The organism is Synechococcus lacustris Maggiore-St4-Slac (assembly GCF_024345595.1).
Lineage (GTDB): Bacteria > Cyanobacteriota > Cyanobacteriia > PCC-6307 > Cyanobiaceae > Synechococcus_D > Synechococcus_D lacustris.
This window is the reverse complement of record NZ_JAGQBK010000027.1, coordinates 1-15,491: the sequence shown is the minus strand read 5'-3', so window position 1 is coordinate 15,491 and position 15,491 is coordinate 1. Positions and strand designations below refer to the sequence as shown.

Sequence of the window (15,491 nt, the reverse complement as noted above, 5' to 3'; positions counted from 1 at the left end):
CGCTAAACATTAATACCCGCATACTAATTCTTGAGCTTTGAAAGTGTGAGTAGCTGGTCAATTATCCAATTGGTTTTTCAGTCCTCCCCACACAGCAAGTTGGCATCCGTGATGGCGAAAAGAACGAAGTATTTGGTAGATGCGTTGAGGGAATAAATGTATATGTATGAGAATAAATAGGGGGTTAAGGCTTCGCAGGATTCGGTGGGCTCAGCAAGTCAGTTACAACAACACGCGGGTACAACGCGATTAGCTCAAGAACCGAAGTATTCACATCCACTCTTACTGGTATGTTTAGAATCGGTCAGGCACCCAAAGCGACCGTGCGTTGCATCATGCGCCCTAACGTCTCTATGCTTCAAAGTTTCTGTGAGTGCTTGTATCACAGGTGTCTGCCAAGCTTTCTTCTTGCTTGGCGCTCCATAACCATTAGAGCCAAAGCGATATTTAAGATCTGCTGAAAAACGTGTTTCAAATGCTTGGTCATAGGAAAGATTAACGCCAGCAGTTAAACCATTGCTGATATTGTAAGAAAGTCTGCCGAGCACACCAGAGCCATCAGCAGTGTCGAAGTCACCATCTTGGTAGTAATAACCAACTGATGCTTTGAAATCTGGAGTAATGGCATAGCCAACATCGAAACCATAGGTATCTAACGCGCCACCTCCATAACCACCTAGATACGCAATGTTGAGCTGATAATTAACAGTGCCAAAAGGAACTAAGGCATAGGCATTAAAGTTCCAAGTATTAGAAACAGCTTCTAAACCTGCTGCCACCTGTTGATAAAAAACAGTAGATGAATTTCTTGCGTTTACTCCAGTATCAGCAGCGCCTGTTGCCATTGGGCGGCTGTCATAACCAGCATTCACACCAAACATCCAGGAGCGATCGCTATTTAAAAAGCGATAACCCAATCGTGATGAGGTGGAAATAGTAGTGCCAGCAACTGTTGTATTAATGATGCTGCTGTAGTTGTTGTAATCAGCAAAATTAGCGTTTGCTTGAGCGTCTAAGAAAAATACGCTGTTATCACCAGTAACTAATGGTAAGAAACCACCAATACCCGCTTGATTAGGAGTGCCAGCTCCTTGTAGTGCGCCTTGAAAACCAAAATTAGGTTGAATGGCATCTTTCAGCGAAATGCTCATCACACCAAGGTCTGCTGCTGTGCCCTGTGTCGATTTGGCTTCCTGCGCTGTTGCGGGTCTGAGGCCGAATGGCAGAGATGCAATTGCAAAAGAGCTGCTTCCTATAAGGGAAACGCTAAAGCTGAAGATCTTATTCATACTCCATATTTAATTATCAATTAGGAGGCCGGCAGGTATCGCACGTGTCGCTTTGGTGTGTGTCCATATATTTTCCCCTCAAGCCTTCTACGCCCCGCCGAGCGGGTTGCTGCTGGGATTTGAGTGCTCAACACTTTTGACAACAAGTTTCATGCTTTGCTAGAAATGCGATTGTTGGAGACCTAAATTATGAAAGTAACTGTTGAGCTTTCAGAAAATGAGATGGCTCAAATTCTTGATTTCACTGGTGAGAGTAAGAAAGGTCCTGCAATTCGCCGCCTGATGGAACAAGCTTTGCAGCAGCTACATCGCGCTCAGATCGCTCAGCGCTTCATTAGCGGCGAGTGGGGTGTGGAGTTGGAGGGTTTTGAAAACGACCGGGATCGTGACCGACAGCGAGCACAGGAGCTAGCCGAATGATCCTGTTGCTTAACACCAACCGCTGGATCAATTTCACCCGAACGCGTAGCCCTCTGACACTCATAAAAAGTTCATCGATAGGCCGAATCGTGATCAGGGTGAAGTCAGAGGAAGCGCAGCCATAAGCCATCGCGCCAGGCCACAGCCCGGCAGCTGCTCCCAACGCAGGCCTTTGCTGGCTTGGATCTGCTCCCAGGTCATCACTTGCAGCTCAGCTGCTGCTCCAGCACATCGAGATCAGCAACGTTAGGTGGTTCGATAATGGCAAGAAGAGCACGATCAAGCCGGGCAGAGGCTTCCGGCTGATGGAGCCAGAGTTCAGAATCTGGAATGGTTTGAGCCGTTTTGATCACCCACACGCCAGGTTCGCTGCTTTCGATAAGCACGGTGCGCCCTGCATATTCCTTACCCAAGGAATTCTGGCCGCTCAAGCCAACCTGCTTAGCCACCAGGCATGAAGTGTTCATGCTAGTAAAGCTTTCATGCCAGCCTAACGAAACTTCTGAGCCTCCCCCAAGCCTTCTTCGCCCGCCCCGCTGAGGTGGTGGCACCTGAACTGATCGGTTGCCTGCTGCTGAAACGCCAAGTGGATGGCGAGCTATTGAGTGGCGTGATTGTGGAAACGGAGGCCTATTGCCAGAGCGAGCCTGCGTGCCACGGCTATCGCCGCCGCACCCCCAGCAATGAAACGCTGTTTGGCCCACCAGGTAATTGGTATGTGTATCTCACCTACGGCATTCACCACTGCGTAAATGTGGTAACCGATCGCGATAACTGGGCTAATGGTGTGTTGCTGCGCGCTGTTGCCCTGCCCGCTGGGCCACCGCGGCTGGCAGCCGGTCCTGCACTTTTGGCGCGATGTTTTGGCATTGATCGATCCCACAACGGCCTGCCGGCAAACCAGGAATCTGGTTTGTGGTTAGCGGAAAGATCGCCAGAGTTGGGAATAATTACCCCCGATAATCTGGTGCAAACCGCCCGCATTGGCATCAGTCAAGGGAAGGAATTGGCTTGGCGTTGGTATCTAAGCGGCAATAAAAGTGTTAGCCGCCTGGGCTGATCGTTAGTAAACAATTTATAGCCTCCAGTAATAGCAAAGCCTGCGGTGCCAGTGGGCTGGCCGCTGGTTTTTGCAATGGCTTCCAACCGTCCCCTAGCCAACTGCAAGGAACCCATTAACTTGGATTTGTTTGTTTTGCGCAGTTTTGAGCAACTGGAGCCATCGCCATGTGCTTGATCTAGCTGCGTTTTCGCTTGCTAACTACACCACTGTTCTCGAGTTGGCGAGCCGCTTTAGAGCTATCCCCATGGGCGGCCAGCGGCGTTTGCCTGCCCTCCAAGGTCGTTTAGTAACAACACTGTTTTTTGAACCCAGCACCCGCACCCGCAGCAGTTTTGAGTTGGCAGCCCGCCGCCTTTCCGCTGATGTGCAGAGCTTTTCTCCCGCCAGTAGTGCCCTTAGCAAAGGCGAAAGCCTCCTCGACACCGCCCGCACCTATGTGGCCATGGGTTCTGATGTGTTGGTGGTGCGCCATAGCTGCGCTGGTGTTCCCGCTGCCCTGGCTCGCGACCTAGATCAAGCCGGTGAACGGGTGGCAGTGCTCAATGGTGGTGATGGTTTACATAGTCACCCAAGCCAGGCCCTGCTTGATCTATTCACCATGGCCCGTTATTTCGCGCCGGAATCTCCCACCCCTGCAGCATTACATGGCAAACGCATCGTGATCGTTGGTGATGTGCTCCATTCCCGCGTTGCCCGTTCCAACCTATGGGCCCTCACGGCCTGTGGCGCTGAAGTGGTGCTATGCGGGCCGGCCACGCTCCTGCCTGATGCCTTTGCTCAATTTGTGGCGGCACCGCCATCGGGTTTAAGCCTTGATCCAATCGCAAATCGCGGTGCGGTGCACTTAGAGCGCAACCTAGATAAGGCCTTAGCTGGAGCCGATGCGGTAATGACCCTACGGCTACAAAAGGAACGCATGCGCCAGCATCAAATCACCAGCCTTGAGGCCTATCACCGCAGCTATGGCATCACCCATAAACGCCTAGGGGCCTGCGCTAAACCCGTGCCAGTGCTGCACCCTGGCCCTGTTAATCGCGGGGTGGAATTGAGCGGTGAGTTATTAGATGATCCGCAAATCAGCCTGATTGATGAACAGGTACGCAACGGAATCCCCGTGCGGATGGCGCTTTTATATCTAATGGCAGCTAGCGAAGAGCTTTAACTGTTGGCTTGATCTTGTGGCTTGCCGGCATTGCGGAAGTTGTCGATCGCTTCTGCCATTGCTCCACCCATATCGGCGATTGATGTTTCACCGGCAATACCCATTGGAAATGGTGCGCCGCTGCCCTCTAGTCCCACGTGTTGGCTCGGCATACCAGTAATCAACAGATCACCACGTTGTTGGCTAAGCACGGCCCAAAGCCACTTAACAAGTAGCGATACGCGGTTTTCATCGTCGGGCATAAAGGCCAAGTGAGCTGCAGCCCAAAGGCCCCAGCCGCTGGCGCCCACCAATTTGAGGCCGCGCAGATCAGCCACCGCACTCACCCTGCCCAACACCGCCATCGTGCCGAAATCAAAAAATGAAAATGGCTTGATCTTGTTACCAATCAATTTCGCTTTGATGTCTTTTGCAACCCAGCCACCCATTTGGGTTGCAGGGCCGGCCATGCCAGGTAGCGGTTTGCCATCACTGGTGTGGCTGTAGCTGCATAGATCACCCACCACACGGATTTCAGGGTGGCCGGGAATTGAGAAATCAGGCTCCACCACCACGCGGCCGCCGCGATCAAGCTGGCAACCGGTTGATTCAGCCAGGCTCTTACCCAGATGGGATGCCCTCACACCAGCTGTCCAAAACACATTTGCAGCCTTGATGCGCACATCACCATTGGGGGTGCCAACCAACACCTCCCCAGGCACGATTGATTGCACCCGCCCTTGGAATAAGAATTCAATACCCACCGATTTCAAATGGGCGCCAGCAGCTTCCGATAGCAATGGATCCATTGCCCGCAATACGCGATCGCCGGGATCAACCAACACGATCCGGGTGCGGCTGATATCAACCTGTTTGAAATCTTTCGCCATTGCATTACGCATCAGCTCCGATACGGCACCGGCCAATTCACAACCAGCCGGTCCGCCACCAACAATCACAACGGTTTGGAGAAATTCCCGTTCCTTTGGATTTGGAGTTTGTTCTGCTTGCTCTAAAGACATCAATAAACGCCGCCTTATTTCGGCGGCGTGCTCAAGGATTTTCATTGGCGGCGCGATGCTGCGCCAATCCTCATGGCCGAAATAGGTGCTGCCAGATCCGGCAGCCAGGATTAGGTAGTCGTAACTAAAAGATTTGCCATTAAAAATGATCTCCTTGGCATCGGCTTGGATATCGCTTACCTCCCCCAGCAGCACTTGCACATTGCGCTGGGCACCCACCAATAGGCGCAAAGGTGTTGCCACATCATTGGCACCCACCAAGCCGGTTGCCACCTGGTAGAGCAAGGGCTGGAACAGGTTGAAATTACGTTTATCGATCAGTGTTACCCGCACATCCGCCCCTTTAAATGCTTTGCATGCCTTAACGCCAGCAAAGCCCCCACCAACAATCACCACATGGGGTTTATCGCGCAATTCCTCGCTTGGTGGCTCCAGTTCAAGGAAAAAACGTTCTTTAGTGGCGGCCATGGCTTTGCATTCGAACGGATATACCTAAAAGATATGGCTTGGTTTCGTTAAGCACTGGCAACGGTGCTCACACGCTGGCTTTAAAACCCTCCAGCAGCAGGCCATAGATCACGCCCATGCGTGCCATATCAAGCAACCCCAGCAGCAAGCGATCGCCCCCTTTGCGCAGTAGCGGTTTACGAACCCTGATTGCTAATTCAGCAACCAGCACGCAGAGCAAAGCGGCAAGTGGATCTAAAAAACTCAATGCACCAGCTAAGGCACCAATGCTTGCGCCAGTGCTGAAACCACCTAAAAAGATGATTAAAAGCAGCGAATAGCGCCTCCAGGGATTCTGGCTCCAGCTTTCCAGCTGCAGCAGTGCTTGGCTGCCGTATAAGCGAAGACGGGTGTTTTGCACTGGGCTATGAATCGGGTTATTAATCCAATTTGTGCGCTGAATCCAATTTATTGGCGAAGCAGCCGATGATCCCCATCACCTGGCCCAAGCTTCGCCATCGCTATATATACACCAAATATGCGGGCAGCTGTTGTGCTTGGCACTACAGCTAGTGGATGGGTACCTAATTGTGGCTGATTTCAGGAATCAGCTTCTTTTGCCTTGCGGCTGGTTTTACCTTCTAAAAGCTCCAGCAGTGCTTCCATTTGGGCCATCACGCCCCGCACTTCACCGGCTTCTGGCAAAAGGCCGTCGTCCATTACCCCCTGGTGCATTTCACGCAGTTCCTGGCGGATGTAACGGAGGTGGCTCACCACCTGTTCGCGCTTCGACTGCGACATGCGTTGAGGTTTGTTGATTAATGACCCTTTGTACCCCATTGCGGGGCCGCCGCCGCGATAACCTCACCGCCTTTTGCGGCAAACCCTCTCCAGCAGGCTGTTTGCCAGGGTGAATGGTTTGGCTTTAAACCATTCCTCTGCCTCCCCCTGCTTTCGCACCCGGGCTCCAGCGCAATCCACTTCGTAGGGCACAAGCCGGCTGCCACTGCCATCTTTGTTTTGGCGTTCGGTGTAAACCAAAACGCCGTTTTCCACTTCCCGCGGAGCGATCGGCGCCAGAATTATCTTGTGTTGTTCAGTTTCCAATAGGGGCATTGTTCCAACCCAGGTGGTTAGCAACGCGCTTATTAGGTTTTTGCCCATGGCGATGGAGAATAGGGGATTCGAACCCCTGACCTCTGCGGTGCGATCGCAGCGCTCTACCAGCTGAGCTAACTCCCCAGGGACCTCGATTTGAAATTAACACCCATGTCTGAACCCGTCGCCATCTCTGAAAGCATTTTGGCCGCCCACACGGAAGATTCGGTGGCAGCCTTAGCCCAGCGCCTTGATGCCGACGACTACGCCAATCCCTTCGACAGCCTCAATGATTGGCACCTAATGCGGGCCCTAGCTATCCATCGACCCGATCTGGTGCGCCCCTATGTGCATTTGGTAGATCAAGAACCATTCGACGAGGAATAGCAATGCCAGCCGCCCCAGCTGATCCCCTAGCGGGCAAGCGCCTGCTACTGGCTGTAAGCGGCAGCATCGCAGCGGTAAAAGTGCCGCAATTAGTGAGCGCCCTTGTGCAGCGTGGCGCCCAGGTGCGTTGTGTGCTCACCCCAAGTGCAGCTCAGCTTGTGAGTGCCTCAGCCCTAGCCAGCCTGTCGCGCAATCCCTGTTACGTAGAGGCCGATCAATGGTTGGCAAGCCAGCCCAAACCATTGCATATCGAACTTGCGGAGTGGGCTGAGTTGGTGCTGGTGGTGCCCCTCAGCGCCAGCAGTTTGGCCCGTTTAGTGCATGGCCTTGCCGATAATTTGCTGGCATCAACCCTGCTGGCTTCTGAGGCGCCTCGTTTGCTGGCCGCCGCCATGAACACCAGCATGTGGCATGGGCCTGCGGTGCAACGTAATTGGCGCCTGCTCCAGGCTGATCCGGGCCTGTTGGCCTTAGAACCAGCCAGCGCTGGTTTATTGGCCTGTGATCGCCGCGGAGCTGGCCGCATGCGGGAGCCGGCCCAATTGCTGCTAGCGGCTGAATCCCTTGCCCTGCATGGTGCCAACCAAGACCTCAAGGGCTTGCGCTTGTTAATCAGCGCCGGCCCAAGCCGCGAAGCCCTAGATCCAGCTCGGTTCCTATCAAATCCCTCCACCGGCAGGATGGGCGCCCTAATGGCCCTGGCGGCCCAATGGCGGGGTGCTGAGGTGAAGTTGCTGCATGGCCCCTTGCAGCTGGATCCCGCAATTCTCGAGGGCCTGGAATGCCATCAATTCACAAGTGCCGCTGATCTAGAGCTTCTACTAAAAAAACATCAAGCCTGGGCTAATGGGGTGGTGATGGCTGCTGCAGTGGCCGACCATCGCCTGCAGAGGCCAAATCCAGAAAAACTCAGCAAAACCGATCTGCATCAACAGCTGCTCCAGCCTGAAGCTTGGCAAACGGTGCCAGATCTATTGCAGGCCATGGTGGTAGCCAAGCCCCAGCAACAGGTTTTGATGGGGTTTTGCGCCCATACCGGCGATGGGTTAGCCCAGGCCCAAGCCAAATTGAGCCAAAAAGGCTGTGATCTGCTTTTCGCTAATCCGATCGATCAAGCTGATGCCGGGTTTGCTGCACCCACCAATAAAGGCTGGTTGTTGCAGCAGGGAGCAGCGCCGCAACAGCTGGGCCCCTGCGGCAAGTTGGAACTTGCCCATCAATTGCTCAGCCAGCTGAATCGCTGCCTTCAGGATTTAAATGTTCCAACAGGGTTTTGATTTGTAGCCGCGGGATGTAAGGCCAGCCGCCACTTTGTTCAATCGCCTGTAACAAGGCAAATAAACGGCGGCGATCCGCAGGCAGGCTGTTGCGTAGGGCCCCCTCCTGCAGGCGCCGATGCACTCCCTCCATTTCCCTTAATACCGCCAGCAGGGCGATGGGATTTCCCTCGGCTTCTGCGGCAAGCAACTGGGCCTCTGCTTGCCATTTGGCGAAGCGTTGGCTCCAGTCCGTTTCGGCTGTGGCCATCGAGATGTTTAGAGGCGCGACATCCTATCCGGCACAAGGAGTTTTCGGTTGTACGATCGCCCCCATGCCTTCTTTGCTCCCCATGCATAGCCTGAGGAAACTTCTCCAAGCAGCCATAACCCTTTGCCTGGCAGCTTGTTTGACCCTATTAACCGCCTGCAGTGGGGGCGCTAAAGCGATTGATCGAGCCGATCTCACCTACGAAGACATTCACAACACCGGCCTCGCTAACGACTGCGCCACCCTGCCGGAATCCGCCCGCGGCACCATTGCCCTCCAGGCCGGCAGCCGTTATCAGCTCAAGGAAATGTGCTTTCACCCCAGCACGGTTGCAGTGAAAGGTGAACCAGCCAACAAACGCCAAGAGGCGCAATTTGTTGATGGCCGCATCCTTACCCGTTACACCTCCAGCCTGGATTCCGTATTTGGCGACCTAACGGTTGAGGGTTCCGGTTTGCGCTTTAAGGAATTGGGTGGGATCGATTTCCAACCAATCACAGTGCTTCTGCCCGGCGGCGAAGAGGTGCCTTTCACCTTCTCCAGCAAGTTGCTTGATGCCACCGCCGAGGGCACCAACCTCTCCACCAGCACTGATTTCGAAGGCCCCTATCGCACCCCCAGCTACCGCACCAGTAATTTCCTTGATCCCAAGGGCCGTGGCCTCACCACCGGCTACAGCAGCGCCATGGGTTTAGTGCCCGCCGGCGACGATGAGGAGCTGCGTAAAGAGAACGTGAAGCGTTACGTGGATGGCTCCGGCACGATGAATTTCTCGATCACCCGCCTGGATGCCCAAACCGGAGAATTTGCAGGGGTGTTCACGGCGATTCAACCCTCCGACACCGACATGGGCACCAAAAAGGTGGTTGATGTGAAGGTGAGCGGTGAGCTCTATGGCCGTTTGGAAGCAGCTTGATTCCCGCCTCCACTAACTACCCCCTATGACTACCCTGATCGCCCCCTATGGGGGCAGCTTGGTGGATTTGATGTTGCCTGTTGAGCAGCATCAAGATCTGCTGGCTGATGTAACCACCAGCATCGAATGTTCCGATCGCAACGCCTGCGATGTGGAGCTCCTGGTGGTGGGTGGTTTCTCCCCTGAGCGGGGATTTATGCACCAGGCTGATTACAACGCTGTGGTGGCTGGTAATCGCACCAGTTCGGGCTATTTATTTGGCTTGCCACTTGTTTTTGATACCGATCGGGATGATTTGCAACTCGGTGATCGGGTGCTACTCACCTACAAAGGTCAAAAGCTTGCGGTTTTAACCGTTCAAGACCAGTGGTTGCCCGATAAAACAATTGAGGCAAAAGGTTGCTATGGCACCACCTCCCTTGAACATCCAGCGGTGCGCATGGTTGCGATGGAACGCAAGCACCGTTATCTGGGTGGTTCATTGCAGGGGCTCGAGTTACCCAAGCGGGTGTTTCCCTGCAAAACCCCTGCTCAAGTAAGGGAGTCATTGCCACCTGGGGAGGATGTGGTGGCTTTTCAGTGCCGTAACCCAATCCATCGCGCCCACTACGAGTTGTTCACCCGGGCACTCCATGCCAGCAATGTGAGCGCAGCTGCTGTTGTGTTGGTGCATCCCACCTGCGGCCCCACCCAGCAAGACGACATTCCCGGCAATGTGCGCTTTCAAACATATGAAAGGCTCGCTGCTGAAGTTGATAACCCGCGCATTCGCTGGGCCTATCTCCCCTATGCCATGCACATGGCGGGGCCGAGGGAAGCGCTGCAGCACATGATTATCCGCCGCAATTACGGCTGCACCCACTTCATCATCGGCAGGGATATGGCCGGATGTAAGTCGTCGATTAGCGGTGAGGATTTCTACGGCCCCTACGAAGCCCAGGATTTTGCTAGGGCCTGCGCGCCGGAACTGGCCATGGAAACAGTGCCCTCATTGAACCTTGTTTATACCCAGGAAGAGGGCTACGTAACCGCTGAACATGCTGAGGCCCGTGGTTTGCATGTGCAAAAACTGAGTGGCACCCAATTCCGGCAAATGCTGCGCAGCGGCGAGGAAATTCCTGAGTGGTTTGCCTTCCGCAGCGTTGTTGAGGTGCTCCGCGCCCCCTGAAACTCAGGATCGGTTAACATTCCTTTACTAACGAGGTGGGTTAAGTGGCAGGCAAGAAGGGCTGGCGTAATGCAGGTTTATACGTGCTTTTGGTGGTGGTGTTGATCGCCCTTGGCACTGCCTTTATGGGCGGCAGGCCCGCTCCAGCAAACGCCCCAAGAAGTTTGCGCTACAGCGATTTCATTGAAGCGGTGCAAGCAAATCAAATTTCTAGGGTGCTGATTTCACCAGACCGAGGCACTGCTTTGGTAGTTGAAAGCGATGGCCGCCGCGCTGAAGTGAACCTCGCTCCAGATAAAGACCTGCTCAAAATTCTCACCGATAACAAGGTTGACATCGCCGTTCAACCAACCCGTCAAACCCCTGCTTGGCAGCAGGCAGCCAGCAGTTTGTTGTTTCCAATTCTGTTGCTTGGCGGTTTGTTTTTCCTGCTGCGCCGCGCCCAAGGTGGCGGTGGTAACCAAGCCATGAGTTTTGGTAAAAGCAAAGCTCGGGTGCAAATGGAGCCCCAAACTCAAGTTACTTTCAATGATGTTGCTGGCATTGAAGGAGCAAAACTTGAACTCACTGAGGTGGTTGATTTCCTTAAAAACCCAGATCGCTTCACTGCTGTTGGTGCAAAAATCCCTAAAGGTGTGCTTTTAGTTGGCCCGCCCGGCACTGGTAAAACCCTGCTTGCAAAAGCCGTTGCCGGTGAAGCTGGAGTGCCTTTTTTCTCAATTTCAGGTTCTGAATTTGTTGAAATGTTTGTGGGTGTGGGTGCTAGCAGAGTTCGTGATCTATTTGAGCAAGCTAAAAAGAATGCCCCTTGCATAGTTTTTATTGATGAAATTGATGCCGTTGGTCGTCAAAGGGGTGCAGGCCTCGGTGGTGGCAACGATGAAAGGGAGCAAACCCTCAATCAGTTGCTCACTGAAATGGACGGTTTTGAGGGCAACACCGGCATCATCATTGTTGCCGCCACCAACCGCCCTGATGTGCTTGATGCAGCCTTAATGCGGCCGGGCCGTTTTGATCGTCAGGTGGTGGTTGATCGCCCTGATTACAGCGGTCGCCTTCAGATCTTGGGCGTACATGCCCGGGGTAAAACCCTTTCAAAAGACGTTGATCTCGACCGTGTTGCCAGGCGCACCCCTGGCTTTACCGGTGCTGATCTCGCCAATTTGCTAAACGAAGCCGCAATCATGGCGGCCCGCAGGCAACTGGTGGAAATTTCCATGGATGAAGTGAATGATGCGATCGAAAGGGTGATGGCAGGCCCTGAGAAGAAAGATCGCGTAATGAGTGAAAGGCGTAAACGTTTGGTTGCATACCACGAGGCTGGCCATGCCCTTGTTGGTGCCTTAATGCCCGACTACGACTCAGTACAAAAGATCAGCATCATTCCCCGCGGTAATGCAGGCGGCCTCACCTTCTTTACCCCCAGTGAAGAACGGATGGAATCCGGCCTCTACTCCCGCTCCTATTTGCAAAACCAAATGGCCGTTGCCCTGGGTGGACGGGTGGCTGAGGAGATTGTTTACGGAGAAGACGAAGTAACAACTGGTGCTTCCAATGATCTCCAGCAGGTGGCCCGCGTTGCCCGCCAGATGGTTACCCGTTTTGGCATGAGCGATAAGTTGGGACCCGTTGCCCTAGGTAGATCCCAGGGCGGCATGTTCCTTGGCCGCGACATAGGCGCCGAGAGGGATTTCTCAGAAGACACAGCCGCCACCATCGATGCTGAGGTATCTGAACTAGTGGCAGTTGCCTACAAACGGGCCACCACGGTGCTGAGCGCTAACCGCTCCGTGCTCGATGAATTAGCTGATCTCTTGGTGGAACAGGAAACAGTTGATGCCGAGCAATTGCAGGAGCTCCTATTGCTCCGTGATGTGCAGGTTGCCGACTACGCCTAAACAAGATCCGGCAGGATTGCATTCTTCCTTGGCCGTAAGCCCGCTGCTTGCGGTGTTGCGGCCAAACTGCAGCACCCAGGCTGAGCAACAGGTGGCAGCTGTTGCCGCAGCTGGTTTTCGCCATGTGGAACTCTCCTGGAATGCGGAGCCCTGGTGGTTTGATTTGTTATTGGATTTGCAACGCCAATGGCCCCTGTTGCGCTTTGGTGCAGCGGCCATCCGCGAGCCTGAGCAGCTTCAAGCCATAGCAGCCCTGGGCCTTGAATACGCCATGGCGCCAATTGCAACTGAGCCCTTGCTGCAGTTGGCCCAACAGCTTGGCATCACCCTTGTGCCAGGTGTATTTAGCCCCACGGAAATCCACCACTTCGGCAGCGTTTGCAGTGGGGCATCTGGCTTGGTGAAACTTTTCCCTGCGGCAGCTTTAGGCCCCACCTATTGGCGGCAACTGCAGGGTCCCCTTGCTCCGCTGCCCTTTTGTATTGCAGCCGGTGGCATTGCCCCAAAAGATCTTGCCAGTTGGTTTGCAGCAGGTGTGCAGGCAGTGGCTTTGGGCTCCAGCCTGTTTGATTCCAGCAATTGTTTGCGGCCTGGGCATATCGATAGCCTCGCGCCATTCGCGGTAGCTAAGCCAAACCGCAACTGAGCCATTGGCGTAATTAGTTGCCATTGCGCGTCTCAAGTGCTACTCCTGGGATAGGGAATTTTTTTCTTTCCAATGGCACAGCTCACCATCAAGCTCAGCGATAAGGCGCTTGCTTTGATTACTCAATTGCAAAAGGAGATCTTTAACCGCCGCCGCAAAAAGGTAACCACCGCTGGTGTGGTTGAAACCTTGATCGAAAGTGGCGCCAAATCACAAAGCGACAAACGCTTTGCTGCCTCTTGGCAAAATTTGGTGGCTGATATCGAAAGGGCCGCCAAGGTGGCAGACACCTATGGCAACAAGCCCAGCAGCCTCAGTGATGCGGAATGGGCCTTGGTATTGAGCCATCGCACCCGCCCCCAGCGCAAACCAGTTGCCCCTAAACCAGCTGCTGCTGCCAAAAGAACAGCTGCTAAACCAAGCGTTGCTAAACCAAGGGTTGCCAAGAAAGCGGTAGTTAAAAAACCAGTTGCCCGCCCCGCGGCAAGCAATGCTGCCGTAGCTCCAGCATCAGTTTCCTGAGTTAGCTGCGCTGCCACATTGACCTCGCTGGCGGAGCCAATGGTCTGCCAGCACTAGGGCAACCATCGCTTCCACCATTGGCACGGCCCTTGGTAATACACAGGGGTCGTGCCTGCCTTTAGCCGCCAATGTGGTGGCCTCACCGCGGGCATTGATGGTTTGTTGCTCCTTGCGGATTGTGGCGGTTGGTTTAAAGGCCACTCGAATCACAATCGGTTCGCCGTTGCTGATCCCGCCTTGGATGCCACCGGAATTATTGGTTGCCGTATGCAAGCTGCCATCTCCAGTTGCTAGGAAAGCATCGTTGTGTTCACTACCCAGCAGTTGGGTGCCAGCAAAGCCAGAACCGATCTCAAAACCCTTGGTGGCAGGTAAAGACATCACCGCCTTTGCCAGGTCGGCCTCCAGTTTGTCGAAAACGGGCATGCCAATACCCACCGGCGGCCTCCTCACTACGCACTCGATCACACCACCACAGGAATCACCATCGCGGCCGATCGCTTCAATCCGTTCGATCATTTGAACCGCCATCGCTGCATCTGGGCAGCGCACAATATTGGCCTCCACCATTTCAAGGGTGGGTAGATCCGTTGGAATAACAGCTTCTAGGTTGTGGATCCGCCGCACCCAGGCCAATATCTCGGTGCCATGGGTTTGGGCTAGTAGTTGTTTGGCAATGGCACCAGCTGCCACGCGGCCAATCGTTTCCCGCGCTGATGCTCTACCGCCTCCACTGGGGGCTTGGATGCCATATTTTGCCTGGTAGGTGGCATCGGCGTGGGAAGGGCGAAAGGCCACTTCCATCTCTTTGTAATCCTGGGGCCGTTGGTCTTTATTGCGCACCACCATGGCAATAGGTGTGCCAAGGGTGACGCCATCTAATAAGCCACTGAGGATTTCCACTTGATCCGCTTCCTTGCGGGGTGTGGTGATCTTGCTTTGACCTGGCTTGCGCCGATCAAGCTCAACTTGGATCGCAGCTAGATCCAGGCAAAGCCGTGGCGGACAGCCATCCACAATCACCCCAACACCGCCGCCATGGGATTCACCAAATGTGGAGATCCGAAAAAGCTGGCCAAAACTGCTGCCCATAAATCAATAAAACCTGAGGCTGAGCTTGATCAGCTCGAGATCAAATTCATTATGGTTCTCTCGAGGTGATAACCAATGCGCAAGGCTGAAAGGGCTGCCCTTGTTATGCAAAGGCTGGAGCAGCACTACCCAGAAACTCCAGTGCCGCTTGATCACAGTGATCCATTTACCTTGCTTGTGGCGGTGTTGTTAAGCGCCCAATGCACCGATAAAAAAGTAAACGAGGTAACACCAGCTCTTTTTGCGGCCGGGCCTAACCCTGCTGCCATGGCAGATTTAACAGAAGCATCGATTTTTAGCCATATTCGTCAATTGGGGTTAGCTCGAACTAAAGCAGCCAATGTAAAACGGCTAGCTGAATTATTAATTGAACGCCATGCAGGCCAAGTACCTAAGAGTTTTACAGCCCTTGAAGCCCTGCCTGGGGTGGGTCATAAAACAGCCAGTGTGGTGATGGCTCAAGCCTTTGGTGTGCCGGCATTCCCCGTAGACACCCACATCCACCGCTTAGCCCAGCGCTGGGGCCTTAGTAATGGTGAAAATGTGGCCCGCACTGAAACCGATTTGAAGCGTTTATTTCCAAGGGAGGCATGGAATAAATTGCACCTCCAAATAATTTTCTATGGCCGTGAATTTTGCACCGCCCGCGGCTGCAATGGCATGGTGTGCCCCCTTTGCAAAGAGCTGTTTCCTAATCGCCGTAAACCATTGCTTGCCAACAAGGCCTAAACCATTAAAAAGCCCCCGGGTTAGCGGGGGCGATTTCTATTCCTCTAATTAAGCGTTTGCTTAGTTAGTGATCAACCGATTGCAGGGGCGGTTAGGGCTACAGGAGCGCTTTCAGCTGCTGCAAGG

19 protein-coding genes and 1 tRNA gene are annotated in these 15,491 nt (G+C 53.9%); 11 read left to right on the top strand and 9 right to left on the bottom strand.

The features are described 5' to 3' along the window. Positions 1 to 254 precede the first annotated feature (254 nt). Positions 255 to 1,289, bottom strand: a complete 1,035-nt coding sequence (locus KBY68_RS11730) for a carbamoyl-phosphate synthase (RefSeq protein ID WP_255097354.1) — start codon at positions 1,287 to 1,289, stop codon at positions 255 to 257. A 189-nt stretch (positions 1,290 to 1,478) separates the two neighbouring features. Between KBY68_RS11730 and KBY68_RS11725 the strand changes: the two genes are divergently transcribed. Then, positions 1,479 to 1,709, top strand: coding sequence for a hypothetical protein (locus tag KBY68_RS11725; RefSeq protein ID WP_255097353.1), 231 nt, complete (start codon positions 1,479 to 1,481; stop codon positions 1,707 to 1,709). Positions 1,710 to 1,909: 200 nt separating this feature from the next. On the opposite strand, the gene KBY68_RS11720 is transcribed toward KBY68_RS11725, so the two are convergent. Then, positions 1,910 to 2,176, bottom strand: coding sequence for a hypothetical protein (locus KBY68_RS11720; RefSeq protein ID WP_255097352.1), 267 nt, complete (start codon positions 2,174 to 2,176; stop codon positions 1,910 to 1,912). 35 nt (positions 2,177 to 2,211) lie between these two features. Here KBY68_RS11720 and KBY68_RS11715 point away from each other — a divergent pair, with 35 nt between their 5' ends. Together KBY68_RS11715 and KBY68_RS11710 are read left to right on the top strand one after the other, a co-directional pair. Then, the gene (locus KBY68_RS11715) at positions 2,212 to 2,769 is read left to right on the top strand and encodes a DNA-3-methyladenine glycosylase (protein WP_255097355.1); all 558 of its coding nucleotides are present in this window, start codon (positions 2,212 to 2,214) and stop codon (positions 2,767 to 2,769) included. Between the two features lie 145 nt (positions 2,770 to 2,914). Continuing rightward, the gene (locus KBY68_RS11710) at positions 2,915 to 3,934 is read left to right on the top strand and encodes an aspartate carbamoyltransferase catalytic subunit (RefSeq protein WP_255097351.1); all 1,020 of its coding nucleotides are present in this window, start codon (positions 2,915 to 2,917) and stop codon (positions 3,932 to 3,934) included. Here the strand turns inward: KBY68_RS11710 and KBY68_RS11705 are convergent. The 5 genes from KBY68_RS11705 to KBY68_RS11685 all read right to left on the bottom strand — a co-directional run bounded on the left by KBY68_RS11705 (position 3,931) and on the right by KBY68_RS11685 (position 6,624). Then, the gene (locus KBY68_RS11705) at positions 3,931 to 5,403 is read right to left on the bottom strand and encodes an NAD(P)/FAD-dependent oxidoreductase (RefSeq protein ID WP_255097350.1); all 1,473 of its coding nucleotides are present in this window, start codon (positions 5,401 to 5,403) and stop codon (positions 3,931 to 3,933) included. The two genes, KBY68_RS11710 and KBY68_RS11705, sit on opposite strands and share 4 nt — an antisense overlap. Positions 5,404 to 5,470: 67 nt before the next feature. Beyond that, positions 5,471 to 5,803, bottom strand: a complete 333-nt coding sequence (locus KBY68_RS11700) for a DUF565 domain-containing protein (RefSeq protein WP_241536927.1) — start codon at positions 5,801 to 5,803, stop codon at positions 5,471 to 5,473. 179 nt (positions 5,804 to 5,982) lie between these two features. Beyond that, positions 5,983 to 6,183 (bottom strand): DUF8635 family protein, encoded by a 201-nt coding sequence (locus KBY68_RS11695; RefSeq protein WP_106498615.1) that lies wholly within the window; start codon positions 6,181 to 6,183, stop codon positions 5,983 to 5,985. A 63-nt stretch (positions 6,184 to 6,246) separates the two neighbouring features. Beyond that, entirely contained in the window at positions 6,247 to 6,546 is a 300-nt protein-coding gene (locus KBY68_RS11690) for a hypothetical protein (RefSeq protein ID WP_255097349.1), read from the bottom strand. A gap of 5 nt (positions 6,547 to 6,551) precedes the next feature. Next, positions 6,552 to 6,624 (bottom strand) — tRNA-Ala (locus KBY68_RS11685). Between the two features lie 27 nt (positions 6,625 to 6,651). Between KBY68_RS11685 and isiD the strand changes: the two genes are divergently transcribed. Together isiD and coaBC are read left to right on the top strand one after the other, a co-directional pair. Further along, positions 6,652 to 6,867, top strand: coding sequence for a protein IsiD (isiD, locus tag KBY68_RS11680; RefSeq protein ID WP_106498617.1), 216 nt, complete (start codon positions 6,652 to 6,654; stop codon positions 6,865 to 6,867). A gap of 2 nt (positions 6,868 to 6,869) precedes the next feature. Beyond that, entirely contained in the window at positions 6,870 to 8,144 is a 1,275-nt protein-coding gene (coaBC, locus tag KBY68_RS11675) for a bifunctional phosphopantothenoylcysteine decarboxylase/phosphopantothenate--cysteine ligase CoaBC (RefSeq protein WP_255097348.1), read from the top strand. Here the strand turns inward: coaBC and KBY68_RS11670 are convergent. Beyond that, the gene (locus tag KBY68_RS11670) at positions 8,092 to 8,394 is read right to left on the bottom strand and encodes a hypothetical protein (RefSeq protein ID WP_106498619.1); all 303 of its coding nucleotides are present in this window, start codon (positions 8,392 to 8,394) and stop codon (positions 8,092 to 8,094) included. The genes coaBC and KBY68_RS11670 overlap by 53 nt on opposite strands. A gap of 82 nt (positions 8,395 to 8,476) precedes the next feature. Here KBY68_RS11670 and KBY68_RS11665 point away from each other — a divergent pair, with 82 nt between their 5' ends. The 5 genes from KBY68_RS11665 (at position 8,477) to KBY68_RS11645 (ending at position 13,544) form a co-directional block, all read left to right on the top strand. Continuing rightward, entirely contained in the window at positions 8,477 to 9,310 is an 834-nt protein-coding gene (locus KBY68_RS11665) for a photosystem II manganese-stabilizing polypeptide (RefSeq protein ID WP_106498730.1), read from the top strand. A gap of 25 nt (positions 9,311 to 9,335) precedes the next feature. After that, positions 9,336 to 10,478 (top strand): sulfate adenylyltransferase, encoded by a 1,143-nt coding sequence (gene sat, locus KBY68_RS11660; protein ID WP_255097347.1) that lies wholly within the window; start codon positions 9,336 to 9,338, stop codon positions 10,476 to 10,478. Positions 10,479 to 10,522: 44 nt separating this feature from the next. Next, entirely contained in the window at positions 10,523 to 12,376 is a 1,854-nt protein-coding gene (ftsH3, locus tag KBY68_RS11655; protein WP_255097345.1) for an ATP-dependent zinc metalloprotease FtsH3, read from the top strand. A gap of 28 nt (positions 12,377 to 12,404) precedes the next feature. Next, positions 12,405 to 13,022, top strand: a complete 618-nt coding sequence (locus tag KBY68_RS11650) for a bifunctional 4-hydroxy-2-oxoglutarate aldolase/2-dehydro-3-deoxy-phosphogluconate aldolase (RefSeq protein WP_255097344.1) — start codon at positions 12,405 to 12,407, stop codon at positions 13,020 to 13,022. Between the two features lie 72 nt (positions 13,023 to 13,094). Beyond that, positions 13,095 to 13,544, top strand: coding sequence for a hypothetical protein (locus KBY68_RS11645; RefSeq protein WP_255097343.1), 450 nt, complete (start codon positions 13,095 to 13,097; stop codon positions 13,542 to 13,544). On the opposite strand, the gene aroC is transcribed toward KBY68_RS11645, so the two are convergent. After that, on the bottom strand, positions 13,533 to 14,636 hold the full coding sequence (aroC, locus tag KBY68_RS11640) for a chorismate synthase (RefSeq protein ID WP_255097342.1): 1,104 nt from the start codon (positions 14,634 to 14,636) through the stop codon (positions 13,533 to 13,535). The two genes, KBY68_RS11645 and aroC, sit on opposite strands and share 12 nt — an antisense overlap. Positions 14,637 to 14,711: 75 nt before the next feature. Between aroC and nth the strand changes: the two genes are divergently transcribed. Further along, positions 14,712 to 15,365: an endonuclease III gene (nth, locus tag KBY68_RS11635; protein WP_255097341.1), complete on the top strand. Its 654-nt coding sequence runs from the start codon at positions 14,712 to 14,714 to the stop codon at positions 15,363 to 15,365. Positions 15,366 to 15,491: the final 126 nt, after the last annotated feature.